Annotated in this window: 17 protein-coding genes; 13 read left to right on the forward strand and 4 right to left on the reverse strand. The window is 72.0% G+C overall.

The features are described 5' to 3' along the window. The first annotated feature begins 71 nt into the window (after positions 1-71). A complete protein-coding gene (locus SXIM_RS24905; RefSeq protein WP_030731507.1) occupies positions 72-1,043 on the forward strand; it encodes an acyl-ACP desaturase in 972 nt (323 codons plus the stop codon). Positions 1,044-1,341: 298 nt separating this feature from the next. Further along, the gene (locus SXIM_RS24910) at positions 1,342-2,952 is read left to right on the forward strand and encodes an ABC-F family ATP-binding cassette domain-containing protein (protein ID WP_046725173.1); all 1,611 of its coding nucleotides are present in this window, start codon (positions 1,342-1,344) and stop codon (positions 2,950-2,952) included. A 90-nt stretch (positions 2,953-3,042) separates the two neighbouring features. Here SXIM_RS24910 and SXIM_RS24915 read toward each other — a convergent pair whose 3' ends face one another. Beyond that, positions 3,043-4,809: an ABC transporter ATP-binding protein gene (locus SXIM_RS24915; protein WP_030731513.1), complete on the reverse strand. Its 1,767-nt coding sequence runs from the start codon at positions 4,807-4,809 to the stop codon at positions 3,043-3,045. A gap of 288 nt (positions 4,810-5,097) precedes the next feature. Here SXIM_RS24915 and SXIM_RS24920 point away from each other — a divergent pair, with 288 nt between their 5' ends. Next, entirely contained in the window at positions 5,098-5,565 is a 468-nt protein-coding gene (locus tag SXIM_RS24920) for an ATP-binding protein (RefSeq protein ID WP_046725174.1), read from the forward strand. An 8-nt stretch (positions 5,566-5,573) separates the two neighbouring features. On the opposite strand, the gene idi is transcribed toward SXIM_RS24920, so the two are convergent. The 3 genes from idi to galE form a co-directional block, all read right to left on the reverse strand. Then, the gene (idi, locus tag SXIM_RS24925) at positions 5,574-6,143 is read right to left on the reverse strand and encodes an isopentenyl-diphosphate Delta-isomerase (RefSeq protein WP_030731519.1); all 570 of its coding nucleotides are present in this window, start codon (positions 6,141-6,143) and stop codon (positions 5,574-5,576) included. Between the two features lie 67 nt (positions 6,144-6,210). Next, on the reverse strand, positions 6,211-7,152 hold the full coding sequence (locus SXIM_RS24930; RefSeq protein WP_030731522.1) for a cation diffusion facilitator family transporter: 942 nt from the start codon (positions 7,150-7,152) through the stop codon (positions 6,211-6,213). Between the two features lie 146 nt (positions 7,153-7,298). Next, on the reverse strand, positions 7,299-8,270 hold the full coding sequence (galE, locus tag SXIM_RS24935) for a UDP-glucose 4-epimerase GalE (RefSeq protein ID WP_030731525.1): 972 nt from the start codon (positions 8,268-8,270) through the stop codon (positions 7,299-7,301). A 252-nt stretch (positions 8,271-8,522) separates the two neighbouring features. On the opposite strand from galE, the gene SXIM_RS24940 reads away from it, so the two are divergent. From SXIM_RS24940 to hpnE, 10 genes are all read left to right on the forward strand, one after another. After that, entirely contained in the window at positions 8,523-10,322 is a 1,800-nt protein-coding gene (locus tag SXIM_RS24940) for a DUF5941 domain-containing protein (RefSeq protein WP_246156937.1), read from the forward strand. Further along, a complete protein-coding gene (locus tag SXIM_RS24945) occupies positions 10,319-11,071 on the forward strand; it encodes a phosphocholine cytidylyltransferase family protein (protein ID WP_030731531.1) in 753 nt (250 codons plus the stop codon). Before SXIM_RS24940 ends, SXIM_RS24945 begins: the two co-directional genes overlap by 4 nt. After that, the gene (locus tag SXIM_RS24950; protein ID WP_030731534.1) at positions 11,059-12,120 is read left to right on the forward strand and encodes an iron-containing alcohol dehydrogenase family protein; all 1,062 of its coding nucleotides are present in this window, start codon (positions 11,059-11,061) and stop codon (positions 12,118-12,120) included. Before SXIM_RS24945 ends, SXIM_RS24950 begins: the two co-directional genes overlap by 13 nt. Next, positions 12,098-12,883 carry a CDP-alcohol phosphatidyltransferase family protein gene (locus SXIM_RS24955; protein ID WP_030732113.1) on the forward strand — a complete coding sequence of 262 codons (786 nt, stop codon included), beginning with the start codon at positions 12,098-12,100 and terminating at the stop codon, positions 12,881-12,883. The genes SXIM_RS24950 and SXIM_RS24955 overlap by 23 nt, the downstream gene beginning before the upstream one ends. Positions 12,884-12,930: 47 nt before the next feature. After that, the gene (locus SXIM_RS24960; RefSeq protein ID WP_030731537.1) at positions 12,931-13,776 is read left to right on the forward strand and encodes a glycosyltransferase family 2 protein; all 846 of its coding nucleotides are present in this window, start codon (positions 12,931-12,933) and stop codon (positions 13,774-13,776) included. Between the two features lie 84 nt (positions 13,777-13,860). After that, a complete protein-coding gene (locus SXIM_RS24965; RefSeq protein ID WP_046725175.1) occupies positions 13,861-14,775 on the forward strand; it encodes an ABC transporter permease in 915 nt (304 codons plus the stop codon). Continuing rightward, positions 14,768-15,562: an ABC transporter ATP-binding protein gene (locus SXIM_RS24970; protein ID WP_046725176.1), complete on the forward strand. Its 795-nt coding sequence runs from the start codon at positions 14,768-14,770 to the stop codon at positions 15,560-15,562. Before SXIM_RS24965 ends, SXIM_RS24970 begins: the two co-directional genes overlap by 8 nt. 70 nt (positions 15,563-15,632) lie before the next feature. Then, positions 15,633-16,544, forward strand: coding sequence for a squalene synthase HpnC (hpnC, locus tag SXIM_RS24975; RefSeq protein ID WP_030731545.1), 912 nt, complete (start codon positions 15,633-15,635; stop codon positions 16,542-16,544). 23 nt (positions 16,545-16,567) lie between these two features. After that, on the forward strand, positions 16,568-17,506 hold the full coding sequence (gene hpnD, locus SXIM_RS24980; protein ID WP_046725177.1) for a presqualene diphosphate synthase HpnD: 939 nt from the start codon (positions 16,568-16,570) through the stop codon (positions 17,504-17,506). Continuing rightward, positions 17,503-18,843 carry a hydroxysqualene dehydroxylase HpnE gene (gene hpnE / locus SXIM_RS24985; RefSeq protein ID WP_030731552.1) on the forward strand — a complete coding sequence of 447 codons (1,341 nt, stop codon included), beginning with the start codon at positions 17,503-17,505 and terminating at the stop codon, positions 18,841-18,843. Before hpnD ends, hpnE begins: the two co-directional genes overlap by 4 nt. Positions 18,844-18,910 lie beyond the last annotated feature (67 nt).

Below are 18,910 nucleotides of genomic sequence, written 5' to 3' on the forward strand. Positions count from 1 at the left end.
GAAATAACTTACGGTGCCGTAACCTACGGTCTCGTAGGTACACCCCTGATCCCGCCGCTCTTGGAGCCCTTGTGACACTGAGTTCCGACCACATCTCCCTCAAGGACACGTGGACCGACGCCCGCCTGCTCTTCGCCCTGGAGGAAGTCGTCGAGAAGGAGCTCAACCGCCATCTCGCCGTGGCCAAGGACTGGATGCCGCACGAGTACGTGCCCTGGAGCGAGGGACGGAACTTCGACGGGCCGCTCGGCGGCGAGCCGTGGGCGCCCGAGCAGTCGAAGGTCACCGACGTGGGGCGCACCGCGCTGGTGGTCAACCTCCTCACCGAGGACAACCTCCCCAGCTACCACCACGAGATAGCCACACTCTTCGGCCGGGACGGCGCCTGGGGCACCTGGGTGCACCGCTGGACCGCCGAGGAGGGCCGGCACGGCATCGTGATGCGGGACTACCTGCTCACCACCCGCGCCGTGGACCCGGTGGAGCTGGAGAACTTCCGGATGCAGCACATGTCCGAGGGTTTCGAGTTCGACCACCCCGAGTCGATGCTGCACTCGGTGTCCTACGTGGCCTTCCAGGAGCTGGCCACCCGGATCTCGCACCGCAACACCGGACATCACTCGGGCGACCCGGTCTGCGACCGCATGCTGTCGCGGATCGCCACCGACGAGAACCTGCACATGGTCTTCTACCGGAACCTGCTGCGGGCCGCCTTCGAACTGGCGCCCGACCGCACCATGTGCGCCGTGCGTGACGTGGTCGTCAACTTCCGGATGCCCGGCCACGGCATCCCCGGTTTCGAGCGCGCCGCTGCCCGGATGGCGCTCGGTGGCATCTACAACATGCGCATCCACCACGACGACGTGCTCCAGCCGGTGCTGCGCTTCCTGAAGGTCATGGAGGTGGACGGCCTGGGCCCCGAGGGACAGCGCGCCCAGGAAGAGGTGGGCATGTACATGAACGGCCTGGACGCCGAGGCCCGCAAGTTCGACGAGCGGCTCGCCGCCCGTCTCGCCCGCCAGGCGGCCCGCAAGAACGGCTGACGCGAGCACGGCGGGAATACGGTTGCCCGGCCCCCGCCGGCCCCCGTACGCTCGATGACGGCCTTGTCGTCGGCGAGGGGAGAGGCCGTTGCGCATCTGAGGTCTGGGACACCGTGAGCCCGTCGGCCCGTACGGCAGCACTGCCGGTACGGCGCGCCGCGTCACGTGTGCGACCTCGGAAGTGAGCGGCTCCTATCACACGCCTCCCACGCATCCGATCACCCATCGACGGCCCTGACCGGCCCCGGTGTCCCGATGAGCTGCGACCCCTCTCATCGACGAACACCGGGAGACCGGCATGGCCCCCACCACCGCACACATCACCTGCCACGGGCTGACCTTCGGCCGGCCCGACGGCACCCCCCTCTTCGACGGCCTCGACCTGGCGCTGGGCCCCGGCCGCACCGGGCTGATCGGCGTGAACGGCTCCGGCAAGTCCACGCTGCTCCGGCTGATCGCGGGCGAACTCACCCCGGCGGCCGGCACCGTACGCGCCGCGGGCGACATCGGATACCTGCCGCAGAACCTCACCCTGGACACCTCGCGCCCGGTCGACGAGGTGCTGGGCATCGAGGGAACGCGTGCCGCCCTGCACGCCATCGAGTCCGGCGACGCCGACCCCGAGCACTTCGCGATGGTCGGCGACGACTGGGACATCGAGGAACGCACCCGGGCCGTCCTGGACGATCTCGGCCTGCACGACGTGGGCCTGGACCGTACGGTCGGCGAGATCTCCGGCGGCCAGAGCGTGCTGCTGCGGCTGGCCGCCCTGCTGCTGCGCCGCCCCGCCGTCCTGCTGCTGGACGAGCCCACCAACAACCTCGATCTGCGGGCCAGGCAACGGCTGTACGCGGCCGTCGACGCCTGGCGCGGGGTCCTGGTCGTGGTCAGCCACGACCGGGAACTCCTGGAACGCGTCGATGAGATCGCGGATCTGCGGGACGGCGAGGTGGTCCGCTTCGGCGGCACCCTGTCGGCGTACGAGGCGGCGGTCGCCGTCGAACAGGAGGCCGCCGAGCGGATGGTGCGGGCCGCCGAGGCCGATGTACGCCGGCAGCAGCGCGAACGCGTCGAGGCGCACGAGAAGCTGGCGCGCCGAGCAGCGGCCGGGCGCCGGTCGGCGCGGAGCGGGAGCCTGCCGAAGATCCTGGTGGGTGGCCGCGAACGCCAGGCCCAGCAGACCGCGGGCCGCACCCGGGCCCTGCACGAGGACCGGCTCGCGGGCGCCCGGGAACGCCTGAAGGAGGCCGAGTCCGCCGTCCGGGACGACGCCGAGATCCGCGTGGAACTGCCGGCCACCGAGGTACCGGCGCGGCGGCGGGTGCTGACCCTGGCCGACCTGGTGCCGCGGCACGGCGCCCGCGCCGATCTCCAGGTGCTCGGCCCCGAACGGATCGCCCTGACCGGTGGCAACGGATCGGGCAAGACCACCTTGCTGCGCACCATCACCGGGGAACTGGACCCGCTCTCGGGCGAGGCGCGGGTGCATGTGCCGCTGCGCTACCTGCCGCAGCGGCTGGATGTGCTGGACGACGAGCTCAGCGTGTACGAGAACGTGCGGCGTCTCGCGCCGCGGGTGCCGGGGCAGCGCATCCGTGCCCAGCTGGCGCGGTTCCTGTTCCGGGCCGGGCGGGCCGATCAGGTCGCGGGCACCCTGTCCGGGGGCGAGCGGTTCCGTGCCTCGCTGGCCGCGCTGCTGCTGGCCGAGCCCGCCCCGCAACTGCTGTTGCTGGACGAGCCGACCAACAACCTGGACCTGGCCAGTGTCCGCCGGCTGACGGCGGCGCTCGACGCGTACCGGGGCGCGCTGCTGGTCGCCAGCCACGATCTGCCGTTCCTGCGGGAGATCGGCATCACGCGCCGGCTGCGGGCCGAGGGGGAGGAACTGATGGAGGGCGAACCGCTGTAGGGGCGCCCGGACGTACGGCGGCCGGGGCGGTGGCCATCCACCGCCCCGGCCACGGCCGCCTGGAGCCTGCTGGGGAGCGTCAGACAGGACCTAGCCGAGCTGGTTCTTCTGGAGCCGCGCGTACGCACCGCCGCCGCGCATGAGTTCCTCGTGGCTGCCGATCTCCAGCACCTTGCCCTGGTCCATCACCACGATGCGGTCGGCGCCGCGGATGGTGGACAGCCGGTGGGCGACCACGAACACGGTGCGGCCGCGCATCAGACGGCTCATCGCCTCCTGCACCAGCGCCTCGGAGCGGGTGTCCAGTGCCGAGGTGGCCTCGTCCAGCACCAGGATGCGCGGGTCGCGGATGAGGGCCCGGGCGATGGCCAGACGCTGTCGCTGGCCGCCGGAGAGCCGGGCGCCGCGCTCGCCGACCACGGTGTCCAGACCGCTGGGCAGCCGGTCGACGAACTCCAGGGCGTTGGCGTCCCGCAGGGCCCGGCGCACCTGTTCCTCGTCCACCGTCTCCAGGCCGTAGCCGACGTTCTCCCGGATGGTGCCCTCGAAGAGCACCGACTCCTGCGGCACCACCGACAGGAACCGCCGGTAACTGCGCAGGTCCAGGGTGGCCATGTCCCGGCCGTCCAGCGTGATCCGCCCGGAGACGGGCCGGATGAAGCCGATCAGCAGGTTGAGGATGGTGGACTTGCCGGCTCCAGAGGCTCCCACCAGGGCGATCGTTTCGCCCGGTGCCACCGACAGGCTGAAGCCGGTGACGGCCGCCTGTCCCTCGGTGTCGTAACGGAAGCCCACCCGCTCGAAGTCGATGCGGCCGCCGACCTTCTCGATGCGCTGCTTGCCGTCGTTGACCTCCAGGTCGGGGTCCTCCAGCACCTCGCCGAGCGAGCGCACCGATTCGAGCCCTTTGGTGATGATCGGGGTCAGGCCCATCAGCACGGTCATGGAGGCGGTGAGGGTGGTGAAGAAGGTGGAGAGCATCACCACGTCCCCGGGGGTCATCGGCAGCCAGGCGTAGTAGGCGACCAGCGCCGCCAGCGCCAGACAGCCGATGCCCAGGGCCTGCAGCAGGATCCAGGCCAGCGCGCCGAAGTGGCCGTTGAGCATGTCCAGGCGCAGGCCGGCGGTGAGCACGCTGCGCAGTGAGCCGTCCACCCGGGCGACCGCGGTGCGTTCCAGGCCGTGGGCCCGGGTGACGGGGATGAGCGAGGTCATCTCGCCCACACGGGAGGAAAGTTGCTCGACCTCGCGGCGGAACTGCGCGTTGTGCGAGCGCAGTCTGGCCCGCAGTCGCTGGACCAGCAGGGCGGCGGCGGGCACCACGATCAGGAACGCGGGCAGCGCGGCGGGGACCCGCAGGCCGATCACCGCGAGCCCGCCGGCCAGCGTCATGACGGCGTTCAGGCCGTTGTCCGAACTCTGCTGGACGGAGGTCTCGATGTTCTCCACGTCGCGGATGACCTTGGTCTGCAGCGCACTGGCGCTGACCCGGGAGTGGTAGCCGATGGACAGCTCCTGCATCCGCCGGCACAGGGCGGAGCGCAGCCCGGTGCCGGTGCGGCGGACACTGCCGTACAGACAGCGGATGTACAGCAGGTGCATTGGATAGTTGAGGGCCAGGACCACCGTCAGGACAGCGATGTTGGTGGCCAGGTCCGAGATCGGGCGCTGCTCCACCACGATGTCGATGATGTTCGCGGTGACCAGCGGCAGCAGCCAGACCGGGGAGTGCTTGACGCCGAACGCGAGCACGGCGACCAGCAGCCGGGCCCGGTCCTCTCGGAAGAGGTAGGCGAGGGTCCGTACGGGGTGTTCACCCCGATAGCGGTGCTCCAGGGGGCCTTGCGGCAGAGCCATGAATGCAGCCCTCCAAAAGCCAGGGGGAATGGGTCGCGGGGACCTTGCCCCCCTTGGCCGTCGAACAGTCGCCGAAATTGTGATGGCAAGCGCTCTTGGTCACTTTGATGATGCTTTGGGGTATTTCATTGGGGTCTTTGCGCAACGATGCGCCCGGCCGGTCGAGTGACAGCCAGGTTTTGTCATAAAGCAAGCTGAGATGAAAAGAAGCGGTCAGAATCCGCTGAGGATCCTATGAATTGCGCTCATTCGGTCATGCCGCGCTGGCACATGCCAAGACTCGGAAAGATGGACAGCCGATCAGGTGCCGCGCCGCACCCCACCGCCCCCGCCGCGTCCGGTGATCCGGGCGTCTGGCGCCTCACCGCCGCCCCCGTCGACGCCTCCGTACCGCTGATCCGGCACGCGGTGCGCGACCTCCTGCACCGCCGGCACATCCCGCTGAGCGCCGACCGGATGGGCTCACTGCTGCTGATCGTCTCCGAGCTGGTCACCAACGCCGTACGGCACGCCGCCCTGCTCACCCCGCAGATCGGCATCGAGGTCGCGCTCACCCCCGGCCGGGTCCGGATCGCCGTCGAGGACGGCCACCCGTACCGGCCCAAGGCCCTGGAGGCCAGGGTCGAACACACCAGCGGACGCGGACTGCTGCTGGTGAAGATCGTCACACACGAGGCCGGCGGCACCTGCGGCGTGGACGCCACCGCCGCCGGCGGAAAGATCATCTGGGCCGAACTGCCCTGGGACCGCTACTGACCAGGGTTTCACCAGCCGGCGGCCGGCCCCGTCACCGCCCGGATCCCCGGACGCGCCGCGTCCAGCACCGTCATGAACCAGGCCGAGAACGGCGCCCGCTCGTGCCGGCGCGCCAGCTCCTGCGGCGTGACGAAAGCGGTGTCACCGACCTCCGAGGGATCGGGCCGCACCTCCTGCTCCAGGACCCCGGCGAACAGATGGTTGAACTCCTGCTCCACCAGACCCGACTGCGGGTCGGGGTGGTTGTAGCGCACCGTGCCCGCCTCCCGCAGCAGCACCGGTGAGACCCCCAGCTCCTCCGCGGTGCGCCGCGCCGCCGCGACGAACGGCGGCTCCCCGGGCAGCGGATGCCCGCAGCACGTGTTGGACCACACTCCGGGGGAGTGGTACTTCCCCAGTGCCCGGCGCTGGAGCAGCAGCCGCCCCGCCGGATCGAACAGGAACACCGAGAACGCCCGGTGCAACTGCCCCGGCGCCTGATGGGCGGCGAGCTTCTCCGCCGTGCCGATGGTCCGGCCCGCCTCGTCGACCAGCTCCAGCATGATCGGATCCACACTTACGTCCTTGCTGTCGGGCATGGTCACCTTCTCGGGCTGTATCGCGTGCTTCCCGCGAGGTTATCCCGGGCGGCCGGAGCCCCTTGACTCAGTGGCACAGGCGGGGCTCATGAGCCGCATGCCCGTGCGGTTCCAGCTGGAACGTGCAGTGCTCCACGTCGAAGTGCTCACCCAGGCATCCCTGGAGCTCGTGCAGCAACCGCTCGTGCCCCACCGCGTCCAGCGTCTCCCGGCTCACCACCACGTGCGCCGACAGCACCGGCATGCCCGATGTGATCGTCCACACATGGAGATCGTGCAGATCCGTCACCCCCGGCAGATCCATGATGTGCCGCCGCACCGCCGCGATGTCCACGTCCTTGGGTGCCGCCTCCAGCAGCACCTCCAGCGCCTCCCGGGCCAGCTTCACCGTCCTGGGCACGATCAGCAGCGCGATGAACAGCGAGGCGATGGTGTCCGCCCGCTGCCAGCCGGTGGTCCAGATCACCAGTGCCGCGATCACCACCGCCACCGACCCCAGGGTGTCCGCCAGCACCTCCAGGAACGCGCCGCGCACGTTCAGCGACTCCCGCTGCCCGCGCATCAGCAGTGAGAGCGACACCAGGTTCAGCAGCAGGCCCGTCACACCGAAGACGATCGTCAGCCCGCCGGGCACCTCGGTCGGCTCCCGCAGCCGGTGCACCGCCTCGTACAGGATGTAGCCGCCCACTCCCAGCAGCAGCACACAGTTCACCAGCGCCGCGAGGATCTCCACCCGGGCCAGGCCGAACGTACGGTGCTCACTGGTGGGCCGGTTCGCCACATGGATCGCCAGCAGCGCCAGCGCGATGCCCACCCCGTCCGTCGCCACGTGCCCGGCGTCCGCCAGCAGCGCCAGCGACCCGGTCAGCCAGGCGCCGACCAGCTGGGCGACCAGCAGCACCACCGCGATGAGCAGCGCGATCAGCAGCCGTCCCCGGTACGCGGTGCCGGCCGTGCCCCGGCCGTGCCCGTGACCGGACGCCCCCCCGTGACTGTGTCCCGCTCCCATGGAAACGACCCTCCGTAACGTGACCGGGGCAGCCCGGTGGGCCGCCTCTCCGCCGGCGTTTCACGCGCCAAGTGAACTACGGGAGGGGGGTATGTGCAACGCGACGGTGAACACCGTTGTCATGTGCTCTGACCTGCGGATTTCTCCTACGCCTTGGGGTGGTGGAACCGCCAGCCCTGCCACGCGGAGGACACCATCTCGGCCAGCGAGTACGAGGCGGAGAAGCCCAGCACTTCCTCGGCCCGTGCCACCGACGCCACCACCTTCGCCGGATCCCCGGGGCGCCGGTCGACCACCTTGGGCGCCGGCTTCCTCAGCCCCGTGACGTCCGCGACGAGATCGGCGATCTCCCGCACCGAGGCGCCCGTGCCGGTGCCGATGTTCACCGTCAGGTCCCGCCCCGGATCGGTCAGCGCCCGGGCCGCCGCCAGGTGCGCGTCCGCCAGATCCGCGACATGGACGTAGTCCCGCACCCCCGTGCCGTCCGGCGTCGGATAGTCGTCGCCGAAGATCAGCGGCGCCTCGCCCCGGGTCAGCCGTCCGAAGAACATCGGGATGATGTTGAACTCCCCGGTGTCCGCCAGCGCCGGCTCGCGCGCCCCGGCCACGTTGAAATACCGCAGATTGGCCGTGGCGATGCCGTGCGCCCGCCCCGCCGCCCGCACCAGCCACTCGCCGGCCAGCTTCGTCTCCCCGTACGGGTTCACCGGCACGCACGGAGTGTCCTCCGTCACCAGCTCCACGTCCGGGGTGCCGTACACCGCCGCGGAGGAGGAGAAGACGAACCGCCCCACCCCGGCCGCCACCACCGCCTCCAGCAGCACCGTCAGCCCGTGCACGTTGTCGCGGTAGTAGCCCAGCGGCTGCTCCACCGATTCCCCCGGCTGCTTGCGCGCCGCCAGGTGCACCACCCCGGTGACCTCGTAATCGGACAGCACCCGGTCCAGCAGCGGCCGGTCGAGCACCGAACCCCGGCCCACCGGAACTCCCTTGGGCAGCCGGTCGTCCATTCCCGTGGAGAAGTTGTCCAGCACGACCACCCGCTCACCCGCCGCGGTCATGGCGTGCACCACATGTGCCCCGATGTAACCGGCTCCGCCGGTGATCAGCCAGGTCATGATCGCCAGCCTATCCGGCCCGCCACACGGCGTGCGTACCGTAGCCGCACTGTCGCGTAGTGTCATCACCGGCGCCGGTTTTGCCTCTTGGATGAACTCGGGGTTTCCTGACCACGACGCCATGCTTGCCGCACGATGGCGATCGGATAATCTCTGCCCTCGTGCAGCCCGTACGCAAGCGGGTTCTGCCCCCTCAAGGAGTGAGTTCAGCTGTCGACCGCGATTCTCACCGGTCCGCCCGTTCCCGGGTCTGTGCTCGGAGCCGACCTGACCGCGCTGGGATTCACCGTCACGGTGGCCGGCGGCACCACCGCGCTCGGCGCCGTCCTCGCGGACGTCGCACCCGGTGAACGCGTCGCCCTGATCGACCCGCGCTTCGCCGGACACCGGCACAGCCTGCGCCTGGCACTCACCGACCCGCGCTTCACCGCCGCCGCCGTGCCCGGCGCGCTCACCGTCACCGCGGCGGCCCGCGGCGCCCTCGCCGCCGCCGTCGAGCGTACAAGCGCCCAGGTGCCCGCCGGTACCGGCGCCGGCACCACCGACGAGGACCAGGACATCCTCGTCGACACCCTCACCGAGCGGCTGGCCGAGGCCGGCTGCGCCGTGCACCGCCCCGAACTGGGCCCGCTCACGGCCACCGTGCCCCGCACCGACGACGAACGCGCCACGGCCGCCGCCGCCGTCGCCGCCACCGACGAGGAAGCGGTCCGGCTGCGCTCCGCCGTCAAGTCCCGCGACGGCTTCTTCACCACCCACCTGGTCAGCCCCTACTCCCGCTACCTGGCCCGCTGGTGCGCCCGGCGCGGCCTCACCCCCAACCAGGTCACCACCGCCTCCCTGTTCACCGCGCTCATCGCGGCCGGCTGCGCCGCCACCGGCACCCGCGCCGGCTTCGTCGCGGCCGGCGCGCTGCTGCTGTTCTCCTTCGTGCTGGACTGCACCGACGGCCAGCTCGCCCGCTACGCGCTCAAGTACTCCACCCTCGGCGCCTGGCTGGACGCCACCTTCGACCGCGCCAAGGAGTACGCCTACTACGCCGGCCTCGCCCTCGGCGCGGCCCGCGGCGGCGAGGACGTGTGGGCGCTGGCGCTGGGCGCCATGATCCTCCAGACCTGCCGCCACATCGTCGACTTCTCCTTCAACGAGGCCAACGCCGCCACCACCGGCACCGGTTCCGGCAGCGCCTCCAGCCCCGCCGCCGCCCTCTCCGGCCGGCTGGACTCCATCGGCTGGACCGTGTGGGCCCGCCGCATGATCGTGCTGCCCATCGGCGAGCGCTGGGCCCTGATCGCCGTGCTCACCGCGCTCACCACCCCCCGCATCACCCTGATCGTCCTGATGGCCGCCGGTGGCTTCGCCGCCTGCTACACCACCGCCGGCCGCCTGCTGCGCTCCCGCCGCAAGGCCACCGGCGGCCAGGACGCCGCCCGCGCCCTGGCCGGGCTCACCGACAACGGCCCGCTCGCCGAGGCCGCCGCCCGCCTGCCCCTGCCCGGGGCCGGCGGCGCGCTGAGCGCCCCGCTGTGGGCCGGGCTCGGCACCGTCGCGCTGATCGGCATACTCCTGCTGCCCGGCGTCGCCGGCGGCTGGGCCGCGCTCGGCGCGGCAGCCTTCTACGCGCTGTGCGCGGGCCGCGCCACCGCCGCCCCACTGACCCGCCCGCTGGACTGGCTGCTGCCCCCGCTGTTCCGCGCGGGGGAGTACGGCGCGGTGCTGATCCTCGCCGCCCGCAGCGACAGCCCCGGCGCCCTGCCCGCCGCCTTCGGCCTGCTGGCCGCGGTCGCCTACCACCACTACGACACCGTCTACCGGCTGCGCGGCGGCGCCGGGGCACCCCCGCGCGCCCTGGTGCGCGCGGCCGGCGGCCACGAGGGCCGCACCCTGCTGGTGGTCGCGGCAGCCGCCGCGTTCACCGGCACCGACACCTTCACCCTCGCGCTGACGGTCCTCGCGGGGGCCCTCGCGCTGCTGGTGCTGGCGGAGAGCATCCGTTTCTGGATCTCCTCCGCCGCACCCGCCGTACACGATGAGACAGGAGAACCCGCATGATCGGCCTCGTGCTGGCCGCCGGCGCCGGAAGGCGTCTGCGCCCCTACACCGACACCCTGCCCAAGGCCCTGGTGCCGGTGGTCGCGCCCGACACGGCGGACTCCAGAACCGTCCTCGACCTCACCCTCGCCAACTTCGCGGAGGTCGGCCTCACCGACGCCGCCATCGTCGTCGGCTACCGCAAGGAAGCCGTGTACGAGCGCAGGGCCGACCTGGAGCGGCGCTACGGCGTCAAGCTCACCCTGGTCGAGAACGACAAGGCCGAGGAGTGGAACAACGCCTACTCCCTGTGGTGCGCCCGCGACATCATCAGCGAGGGCGTGATCCTCGCCAACGGCGACACCGTGCACCCGGCCTCCGTCGAGAAGACGCTGCTCGCCTCCCGTGCCCCCGGCCGCCACATCATCCTGGCGCTGGACACGGTCAAGAAGCTCGCCGACGAGGAGATGAAGGTCATCACCGACGCCGCGGGCGCGGTGCGGCGCATCACCAAGCTCATGCCGCCGCAGGACGCCACCGGCGAGTACATCGGTGTCACCCTCATCGAACCGGAGGCCGCCGCCGACCTCGCCGACGCCCTGCGCGTCACCTACGAGCGCGACCCCCAGCTGTACTACGAGGACGGCTACCAGGAGCTGGCCGACCGCGGTATCACCCTGTCCACCGCGCCGATCGGCGAGGTCAGCTGGGTCGAGATCGACAACCACGACGATCTCGCCCGCGGACGGGAGATCGCATGCCACTACTGACCCGCCTCATCCCCTCACCCGTCTCCGTCGACATCCGGGCCGGCGCCCTGGACAACCTCGCCGGTCTCCTCGCCGACCAGCGGATCTCCCCGTCCGGCCGGCTCGCCGTCGCCATCAGCTCCGGCTCCGGCGCCGCCCTGCGCGCGCGCCTGGAGGCCGATCTGCCGGGCGCCGACTGGTACGAGGTGGCCGGGGGCACCCTGGACGCCGCCGTGGCGCTGGGCGACGCCATGAAGGCCGGACACTACGACGCCGTGGTCGGCCTCGGCGGCGGCAAGATCATCGACGCCGCCAAGTACGCCTCCGCGCGCGTCGGGCTGCCCATGGTCGCCGTGGCCACCAACCTCGCCCACGACGGCCTGTGCTCCCCGATCTCCACCCTCGACAACGACGCCGGGCGCGGCTCCTACGGGGTGCCCACCCCGATCGCCATCGTGGTGGACCTCGACGTCATCCGGGACGCCCCGGCGCGCTTCGTGCGCTCGGGCATCGGCGACGCCCTGTCCAACATCTCCGCCATCGCCGACTGGGAACTGGCCCACCGCGAGACCGGCGAGCAGATCGACGGGCTGGCCGCCGCCATGGCGCGGCAGGCCGGGCAGGCCGTCCTGCGCCACCCGGCCGGCTGCGGCGACGACGGCTTCCTCACCGTGCTCTCCGAGGGTCTGGTGCTCTCCGGCATCGCCATGTCGATCGCCGGGCACAGCCGCCCCTCCTCCGGCGCCTGCCACGAGATCTCGCACGCCCTGGACCTGCTCCACCCGCACCGCTCCGCGCCGCACGGCGAGCAGGTGGGCCTCGGGGCCGCCTTCGCCATGCACCTGCGCGGCGCCGTCGAGGAGGGAGCCCTGATCGCCGAGGTGCTGCGGCGGCACGGGCTGCCGGTCCTCCCCGACGAGATCGGCTTCAGCACCGAAGAATTCGTCCGGGCCGTGGAGTTCGCTCCGCAGACCCGGCCGGGCCGCTACACCATCCTCGAACACCTCGACCTGACCACCGACGAGATCCGGGACCGTTACGCCGACTATGTCAAAACCATCAGTAGCTGAACTCCGCCCGGTCGTGCACCCCGAAGGGGTCAAGGACCGGCGCAGCGGAGAGCACTGGGCCGGGCGCCTGTACATGCGGGAGATCTCGCTGCGCTGGACCCGGCACCTGGTCAACACCCGGATAACCCCCAACCAGCTGACGTACCTCATGGTCGTCGCCGGCGTCGCCGCCGGCGCCGTCCTGCTGGTGCCGGGCATCGCGGGCGCGCTGCTGGCCGCCCTGCTCATCCAGCTGTACCTGCTGCTGGACTGCGTGGACGGCGAGGTCGCCCGCTGGCGCGCCAAGACCTCCATCACCGGCGTCTACCTGGACCGGGTCGGCCACTACCTGGCCGAGGCCGCGCTGCTGGTCGGCTTCGGGGTACGGGCAGCCGACGTCTTCGGCGTCGAGGGCGGAAGCGCCAACTGGCTGTGGGCCTTCATCGGCACCGTCGCCGCGCTGGGCGCCATCCTCATCAAGGCCGAGACGGACCTGGTGGACGTCGCCCGCGCCCGCAGCGGACTGCCCGCCGTCAAGGACGAGGCCGCCACCCCCCGCTCCTCCGGCCTGGCACTGGCCCGCAAGGCCGCCGCCGCGCTGAAGTTCCACCGGCTGGTGGGCGGCGTCGAGGCGTCGCTGCTGATCCTGGCCGTCGCCGTCGCCGACCTGATCCGCGGCGACCTGTTCTTCACCCGCCTCGGCGTGGCCGTGCTGGCCGCCATCGCGGTCCTCCAGACGCTGCTGCACCTGGTGTCCATCCTGGCCTCCAGCAGGCTGCGGTGAGCGCCGTGGGCACCGCGCAGCTCACCGTCGGGGCCGTGATCATCACCATGGGAACCCGGCCCGAGGAACTGCGGGCGCTGCTGGACTCGGTCGCCGCCCAGGACGGCGCCCCCGTCCAGACCGTGGTGGTCGGCAACGGCGCCCCCGTCACCGGGCTGCCCGAGGGCGTGCGCAGCGTGGAGCTCCCGGAGAACCTGGGCATCCCCGGCGGGCGCAACGTCGGCATCGAGGCCTTCGGCCCCGGCGGCGGCGACGTGGACATCCTGCTGTTCCTGGACGACGACGGGCACCTGCCGGACGCCGGCACCGCCGAAGCGGTACGGGAGGCCTTCGCCGCCGACCCGCGGCTGGGCATCGTGAGTTTCCGCATCGCCGACCCGGACACCGGCGTCACCCAGCGCCGCCACGTACCGCGGCTGCGCGCCTCCGACCCGCTGCGCTCCTCGCGGGTCACCACCTTCCTCGGCGGCGCCAACGCCGTGCGCACCCAGGTGTTCGCCCAGGTCGGCGGCCTGCCGGACGAGTTCTTCTACGCGCACGAGGAGACCGACCTGGCCTGGCGCGCCCTGGACGCGGGCTGGCAGATCGACTACCGCGCCGACCTGGTGCTGCACCACCCCACCACCGCCCCGTCCCGGCACGCCCACTACCACCGCATGGTGGCCAGGAACCGGGTCTGGCTGGCCCGGCGGAATCTGCCGCTGCTCCTGATCCCGGTCTACCTGGGCGTGTGGATGCTGCTCACCCTGCTGCGCCGGCCCTCCTGGGCCGCGCTCAAGGCGTGGTTCGGCGGATTCGCCGAGGGCTGGCGTACCCCCGCCGGGTCCCGGCGGCCGATGCGGTGGCGTACGGTATGGCGCCTGACCCGGCTGGGCCGACCTCCCGTCATCTGACAAGCTCGGGTCTGAGACCATCCAGGGGCCGGCTCACCCCCGGATCCCATACGGCTGTGCCCTGCGAGGACGAAAGTTTCAACGTTGAGTGAGACCACGCGCGCCAGCGCGCCCCCACGCGCCGTTCCGCTGGCAGAAGTGGCGGCCAGACACGGTCTGGCCGTCAGCGGCGCCAGGCCCTCCCTGCCCGCCTATGTGCGGCAACTGTGGGCCCGGCGGCATTTCATCACCGCCTTCTCCCGGGCCAAGCTCGCCGCCCAGTACAGCCAGGCGAAACTCGGGCAGCTGTGGCAGGTGGCCACGCCACTGCTGAACGCCGCGGTGTACTTCCTGATCTTCGGGCTGATCCTGCAGGTCGACCGCGGCATGGGTACCCGCAACTACGTGCCGTTCTTGGTGGCGGGTGTCTTCGTCTTTGCCTTCACCCAGAATTCGGTCATGTCGGGAGTCAAGTCCATCTCGGGCAATCTTGGCATGGTGCGCGCCCTGCACTTCCCCCGGGCCTCCCTTCCGATCGCCTTCTCCCTCCAGCAGCTCCAGCAGCTGCTCTACTCGATGATCGTGCTCGCGGCCATCACGATGAGTTTCGGGCACCGCCCGAACTGGTACTGGCTGCTGGTCTTCCCGGCCCTGTTCCTCCAGTTCTTCTTCAACGCCGGTCTGGCCATGATCTTCGCCCGGCTCGGCAGCCACACCCCGGACATGGCCCAGCTGATGCCGTTCGTGCTGCGCACCTGGATGTACGCCTCGGGCGTCATGTTCCCGCTGCGGGCCATGATCGAGGACGGGGACAAGGTCCCGCTCTGGGTGGCCGACGTCATGGAGGTCAACCCCGCGGCGGTCTACATGGACCTCATCCGCTACGCCCTGATCGACAGCCCCCAGTACAGTGGCATCCCCGGCCTCACCTGGGCGTACGCCCTCGGCTGGGCGCTGCTGTTCGGTATCGGCGGCTTCGTGTACTTCTGGAAGGCGGAGGAGCGGTACGGCCGTGGCTGAGAACCCAACCCCCCTCCCGGCGGACGAGCTGGAGCGCGTTCCCACCGTCATCGCCGACGACGTGCACATCGTCTACCGCGTCTACGGCGGCGGGAACAAGGGCAACGCCACCGCCGCGCTGCGCCGCATCATCCGCCGTGAGCCCTCCTCGCGGGTCCGCGAGGTGCACGCCGTGCGCGGAGTGACCTTCACCGCCTACCGGGGCGAGGCCATCGGCCTGATCGGCTCCAACGGCTCCGGCAAGTCCACCCTGCTGCGCGCCATCGCCGGGCTGCTGCCCACCGAGACCGGCCACGTCTACACCGACGGTCAGCCCTCCCTGCTCGGCGTCAACGCCGCCCTGATGAACGACCTGACCGGCGAGCGCAACGTGGTGCTCGGCGGGCTCGCCATGGGCATGACGCGCGAACAGATCAAGGAGCGCTACCAGGGCATCGTCGACTTCTCGGGGATCAACGACAAGGGCGACTTCATCAGCCTGCCCATGCGGACCTACTCCTCGGGCATGGCCGCCCGGCTGCGGTTCTCCATCGCCGCCGCCAAGGACCACGACGTCCTGATGATCGACGAGGCGCTCGCCACCGGCGACAAGAAGTTCCAGCGCCGCTCCGAGGCCCGCATCCGCGAACTGCGCCAGCAGGCCGGCACCGTCTTCCTGGTCAGCCACAACAACAAGTCCATCCGGTCCACCTGCGACCGGGTGCTGTGGCTGGAGAAGGGCGAACTCGTCATGGACGGTCCCACCGACCAGGTCATGAAGGCCTACGAGGAAGAGACCGGAAAGTAGCGTCCCGGCACGGCCCCGGACCGCGTGTCCGGGGCCGTGCCCGTGCGCGCCCCACGGTAGAAAGACGGATATGACGACGGCCAAGGCCACCGACGCGGCCACCCACGCGGTCCTCTCCAAAGCCGCGCACGAGAACTTCCCCGTGGCCCCCGCCTTCGTCCCCCGGGCCTGGCGCGAGGACCTGATGGCGGTCTACGGCTACGCCCGCCTCGTCGACGACATCGGCGACCGCGATCTCGCCCCCGGCGGCGCCGACGCCCGCGCCCTGGGCGTGGACCCCGGGCAGGCCGACGAGCCGCTGCCCATGCTGGACGCCCTCGAAGCCGATCTGCACCGCGTCTTCGCCACCGCCCACGGCGGGCCTCCGCCCCGCCACCCCCTGCTGCGCACCCTCATTCCCACCGTGCGCCGCACCGGTCTCACCGAGCGGCCCTTCCTCGACCTCATCGAGGCCAACCGGATCGACCAGCGCGTCAGCCGCTACGCCGATCACGCGCAGCTGCTCGACTACTGCACCTACTCCGCGAACCCCGTGGGCCGGCTGGTCCTGGGCATCACCGGCACCGCCACCCCCGAACGCATCCGCCGCTCCGACGCGATCTGCACCGCACTCCAGCTCATCGAGCACCTCCAGGACGTCGCCGAGGACCTCGCCCGCGACCGCATCTACCTCCCGCAGGAGGACATGCGGCGCTTCCACGTCACCGAGGCCGACCTCGCCGCCCCCACTGCCGGCGCCTCGGTACGCACCCTGGTCGCCTGTGAGACCGAACGGGCACGTAGGCTGCTCGATGAGGGCGCCCCCCTGGTGGGCAGCGTCCACGGGCGGCTGCGGCTGCTGCTCGCCGGATTCGTCGGCGGCGGCAGGGCGGCGGCCCAGGCCATCGCCGACGCCGGCTACGACGTCCTGGCATCCGCGCCGAAACCCACCAAGAGCGGCCTGCTGTACGCGGCGGGAACGACACTGCGACGAGGGACGTGAGGGTAGTAACCCGTGAAGACCGCGTGAGACACCGCCCGCCCCTGCCCTCCGCCGTACTGGCCTCCTACCACTACTGCGAGACCATCACCGGGCAGCAGGCGAGGAACTTCGCCTACGGCATCCGGCTGCTGCCCACCGCGCAGCGCCGCGCCCTGTCGGCCCTGTACGCGTTCGCCCGCCGCGTCGACGACATCGGCGACGGCACCCTGGACCCGGAGACCAAGCGGACCCGGCTGCTGGAGTGCCGCGACCTGCTGGAGCGGGTCCGCTCCGGCAGCGTCCCCGACGACGCCACCGACCCGGTCGCGCTCGCCCTCGCGCACGCCGCCCGGACCTTTCCCATCCCGCTCGGCGGTCTCGACGAACTCATCGACGGCGTTCTGATGGACGTCCGCGGTCACACCTACGAGAACTGGGACGACCTGCGGTTCTACTGCCGCTGCGTGGCCGGCGCCATCGGCCGGCTCTCGCTCGGCGTCTTCGGCACCGTCCCCGGGGTACGCGGCGCGGCCCGGGCCCCCGAGTACGCGGACACCCTGGGCCTGGCGCTCCAGCTCACCAACATCCTGCGCGACGTGCGCGAGGACGCCGGCAACGGCCGCGTCTACCTGCCCGCCGAGGACCTGCGCAAGTTCGCCTGCCCAGAGACGGCCGAGGACCTGCGCCGGTACCCGCCGCCGCACGGCGCCGACTTCACCAACCTGGTCCGCTTCCAGATCGAGCGTGCCAGGGAACTGTTCGCCGAGGGATTCAAGCTGCTGCCCATGCTCGACCGCCGCTCCGGCGCCTGCGTCGCCGCCATGGCCGGCATCTACCACCGCCTGCTGGACCGCATCGCCGAGGACCCCGCCGCCGTCCTGCGCGGCCGGGTCGCCCTGCCCGCACCGGAGAAGGCCCTGGTCGCGGTCCGCGGACTGACCGGCATGGACGCCCGCCGCATCGCCCGGCAGGCCCACCCGTGACCAGCGCCCTGGTCATCGGCGGCGGCCTGGCCGGCACCACCGCCGCGCTCGCGCTCGCCGACCGCGGCATGACCGTCACCCTCACCGAGGCCCGCCCCCGGCTCGGCGGCCTCGCCTTCTCCTTCACCCGCGACAGCCCCGCCGGAACGCTGACCGTCGACAACGGACAGCACGTCTACCTGCGCTGCTGCACCGCCTACCAGGGGTTCCTGCGCCGTGTCGGCGGCGCCGCGCTCGCCCCGGTGCAACGCCGCATGGAGGTCCCGGTCCTGCACGCGGGCACCCGCCGGCTCGGCCGGCTGCGCCGCACCGCCGCCCCCGTGCCCCTGCACCTGGCCGGCGGCCTCGCCCGCTACCCGCACCTCGGCCTCGCCGAACGCGCCTCGGTGGGCCGCGCCGCCCTCGCCCTGCGCCGCCTGGACCCCGCCGACCCCGCCCTGGACGGCGAGAGCTTCGGAGACTGGCTGCACCGGCACGGTCAGAACGCGGCCACCGTCGCGGCGCTGTGGGACCTCGTCGGCGTCGCCACCCTCAACGCCCGCGCCCACGACGTCTCCCTCGCCCTGGCCGCCAAGGTCTTCCGCACCGGGCTGCTCACCACGCCCGGCGCCGCCGACATCGGCCTCCCCGAGGTACCGCTGGGCCGGCTGCACGACACCCTGGCCGCCGCCGCCCTGGACCGCGCCGGGGTACGCACGCTGCTCGCCACCAAGGCCCGCACCCTGCACCGCGACGAACAGGGCGGCTGGCGCGCCGGGCTGACCGGCCGCGACGACGCCCCGCACACCCTGACCGCCGATGTCGTCGTCCTCGCCGTGCCGCAGCGCGAGGCCCACGGCCTGCTGCCGTCCGGCGCCCTGCACGACCCCGACCGGCTGCTCGCCCTCACCGACGCCCCGATCCTCAACATCCACGTGGTGTACGACCGGCAGGTCATGGGCGTCCCCTTCCTCGCCGCGCTCGACAGCCCCGTGCAGTGGGTCTTCGACCGCACCGCGCCCGCCGGGCTCACCTCGGGGCAGTACCTCGCGCTCTCCCAGTCCGCGGCCGGCGAGGAGATCGACCTGCCCGCCAAAGTGCTGCGCAAGCGGTACCTCCCCGAACTGGAGCGGCTGCTGCCGCGCGCCGCCCGCGCCGGGGTACGCGACTTCTTCGTCACCCGCGAACGCACCGCCACCTTCGCCCCGGCCCCCGGCACCGCCCGGCTGCGCCCGCCCGCCGTCACCGGCGCCCGCGGGCTGTTCCTTGCGGGCGCCTGGACCGCCACCGGCTGGCCCGCCACCATGGAGGGCGCGGTGCGCAGCGGACTGGCCGCGGCCCGCGCCGCGGCGGCGTGACCCGCTCGTGGCGAGCGGGACCGGTCCCGGGCCGGCCCCAGGTACGCTCGAAGCCGGATGCCCGGCG

Origin of the sequence: Streptomyces xiamenensis (genome assembly GCF_000993785.3) — a bacterium.
Taxonomy (GTDB): domain Bacteria; phylum Actinomycetota; class Actinomycetes; order Streptomycetales; family Streptomycetaceae; genus Streptomyces; species Streptomyces xiamenensis.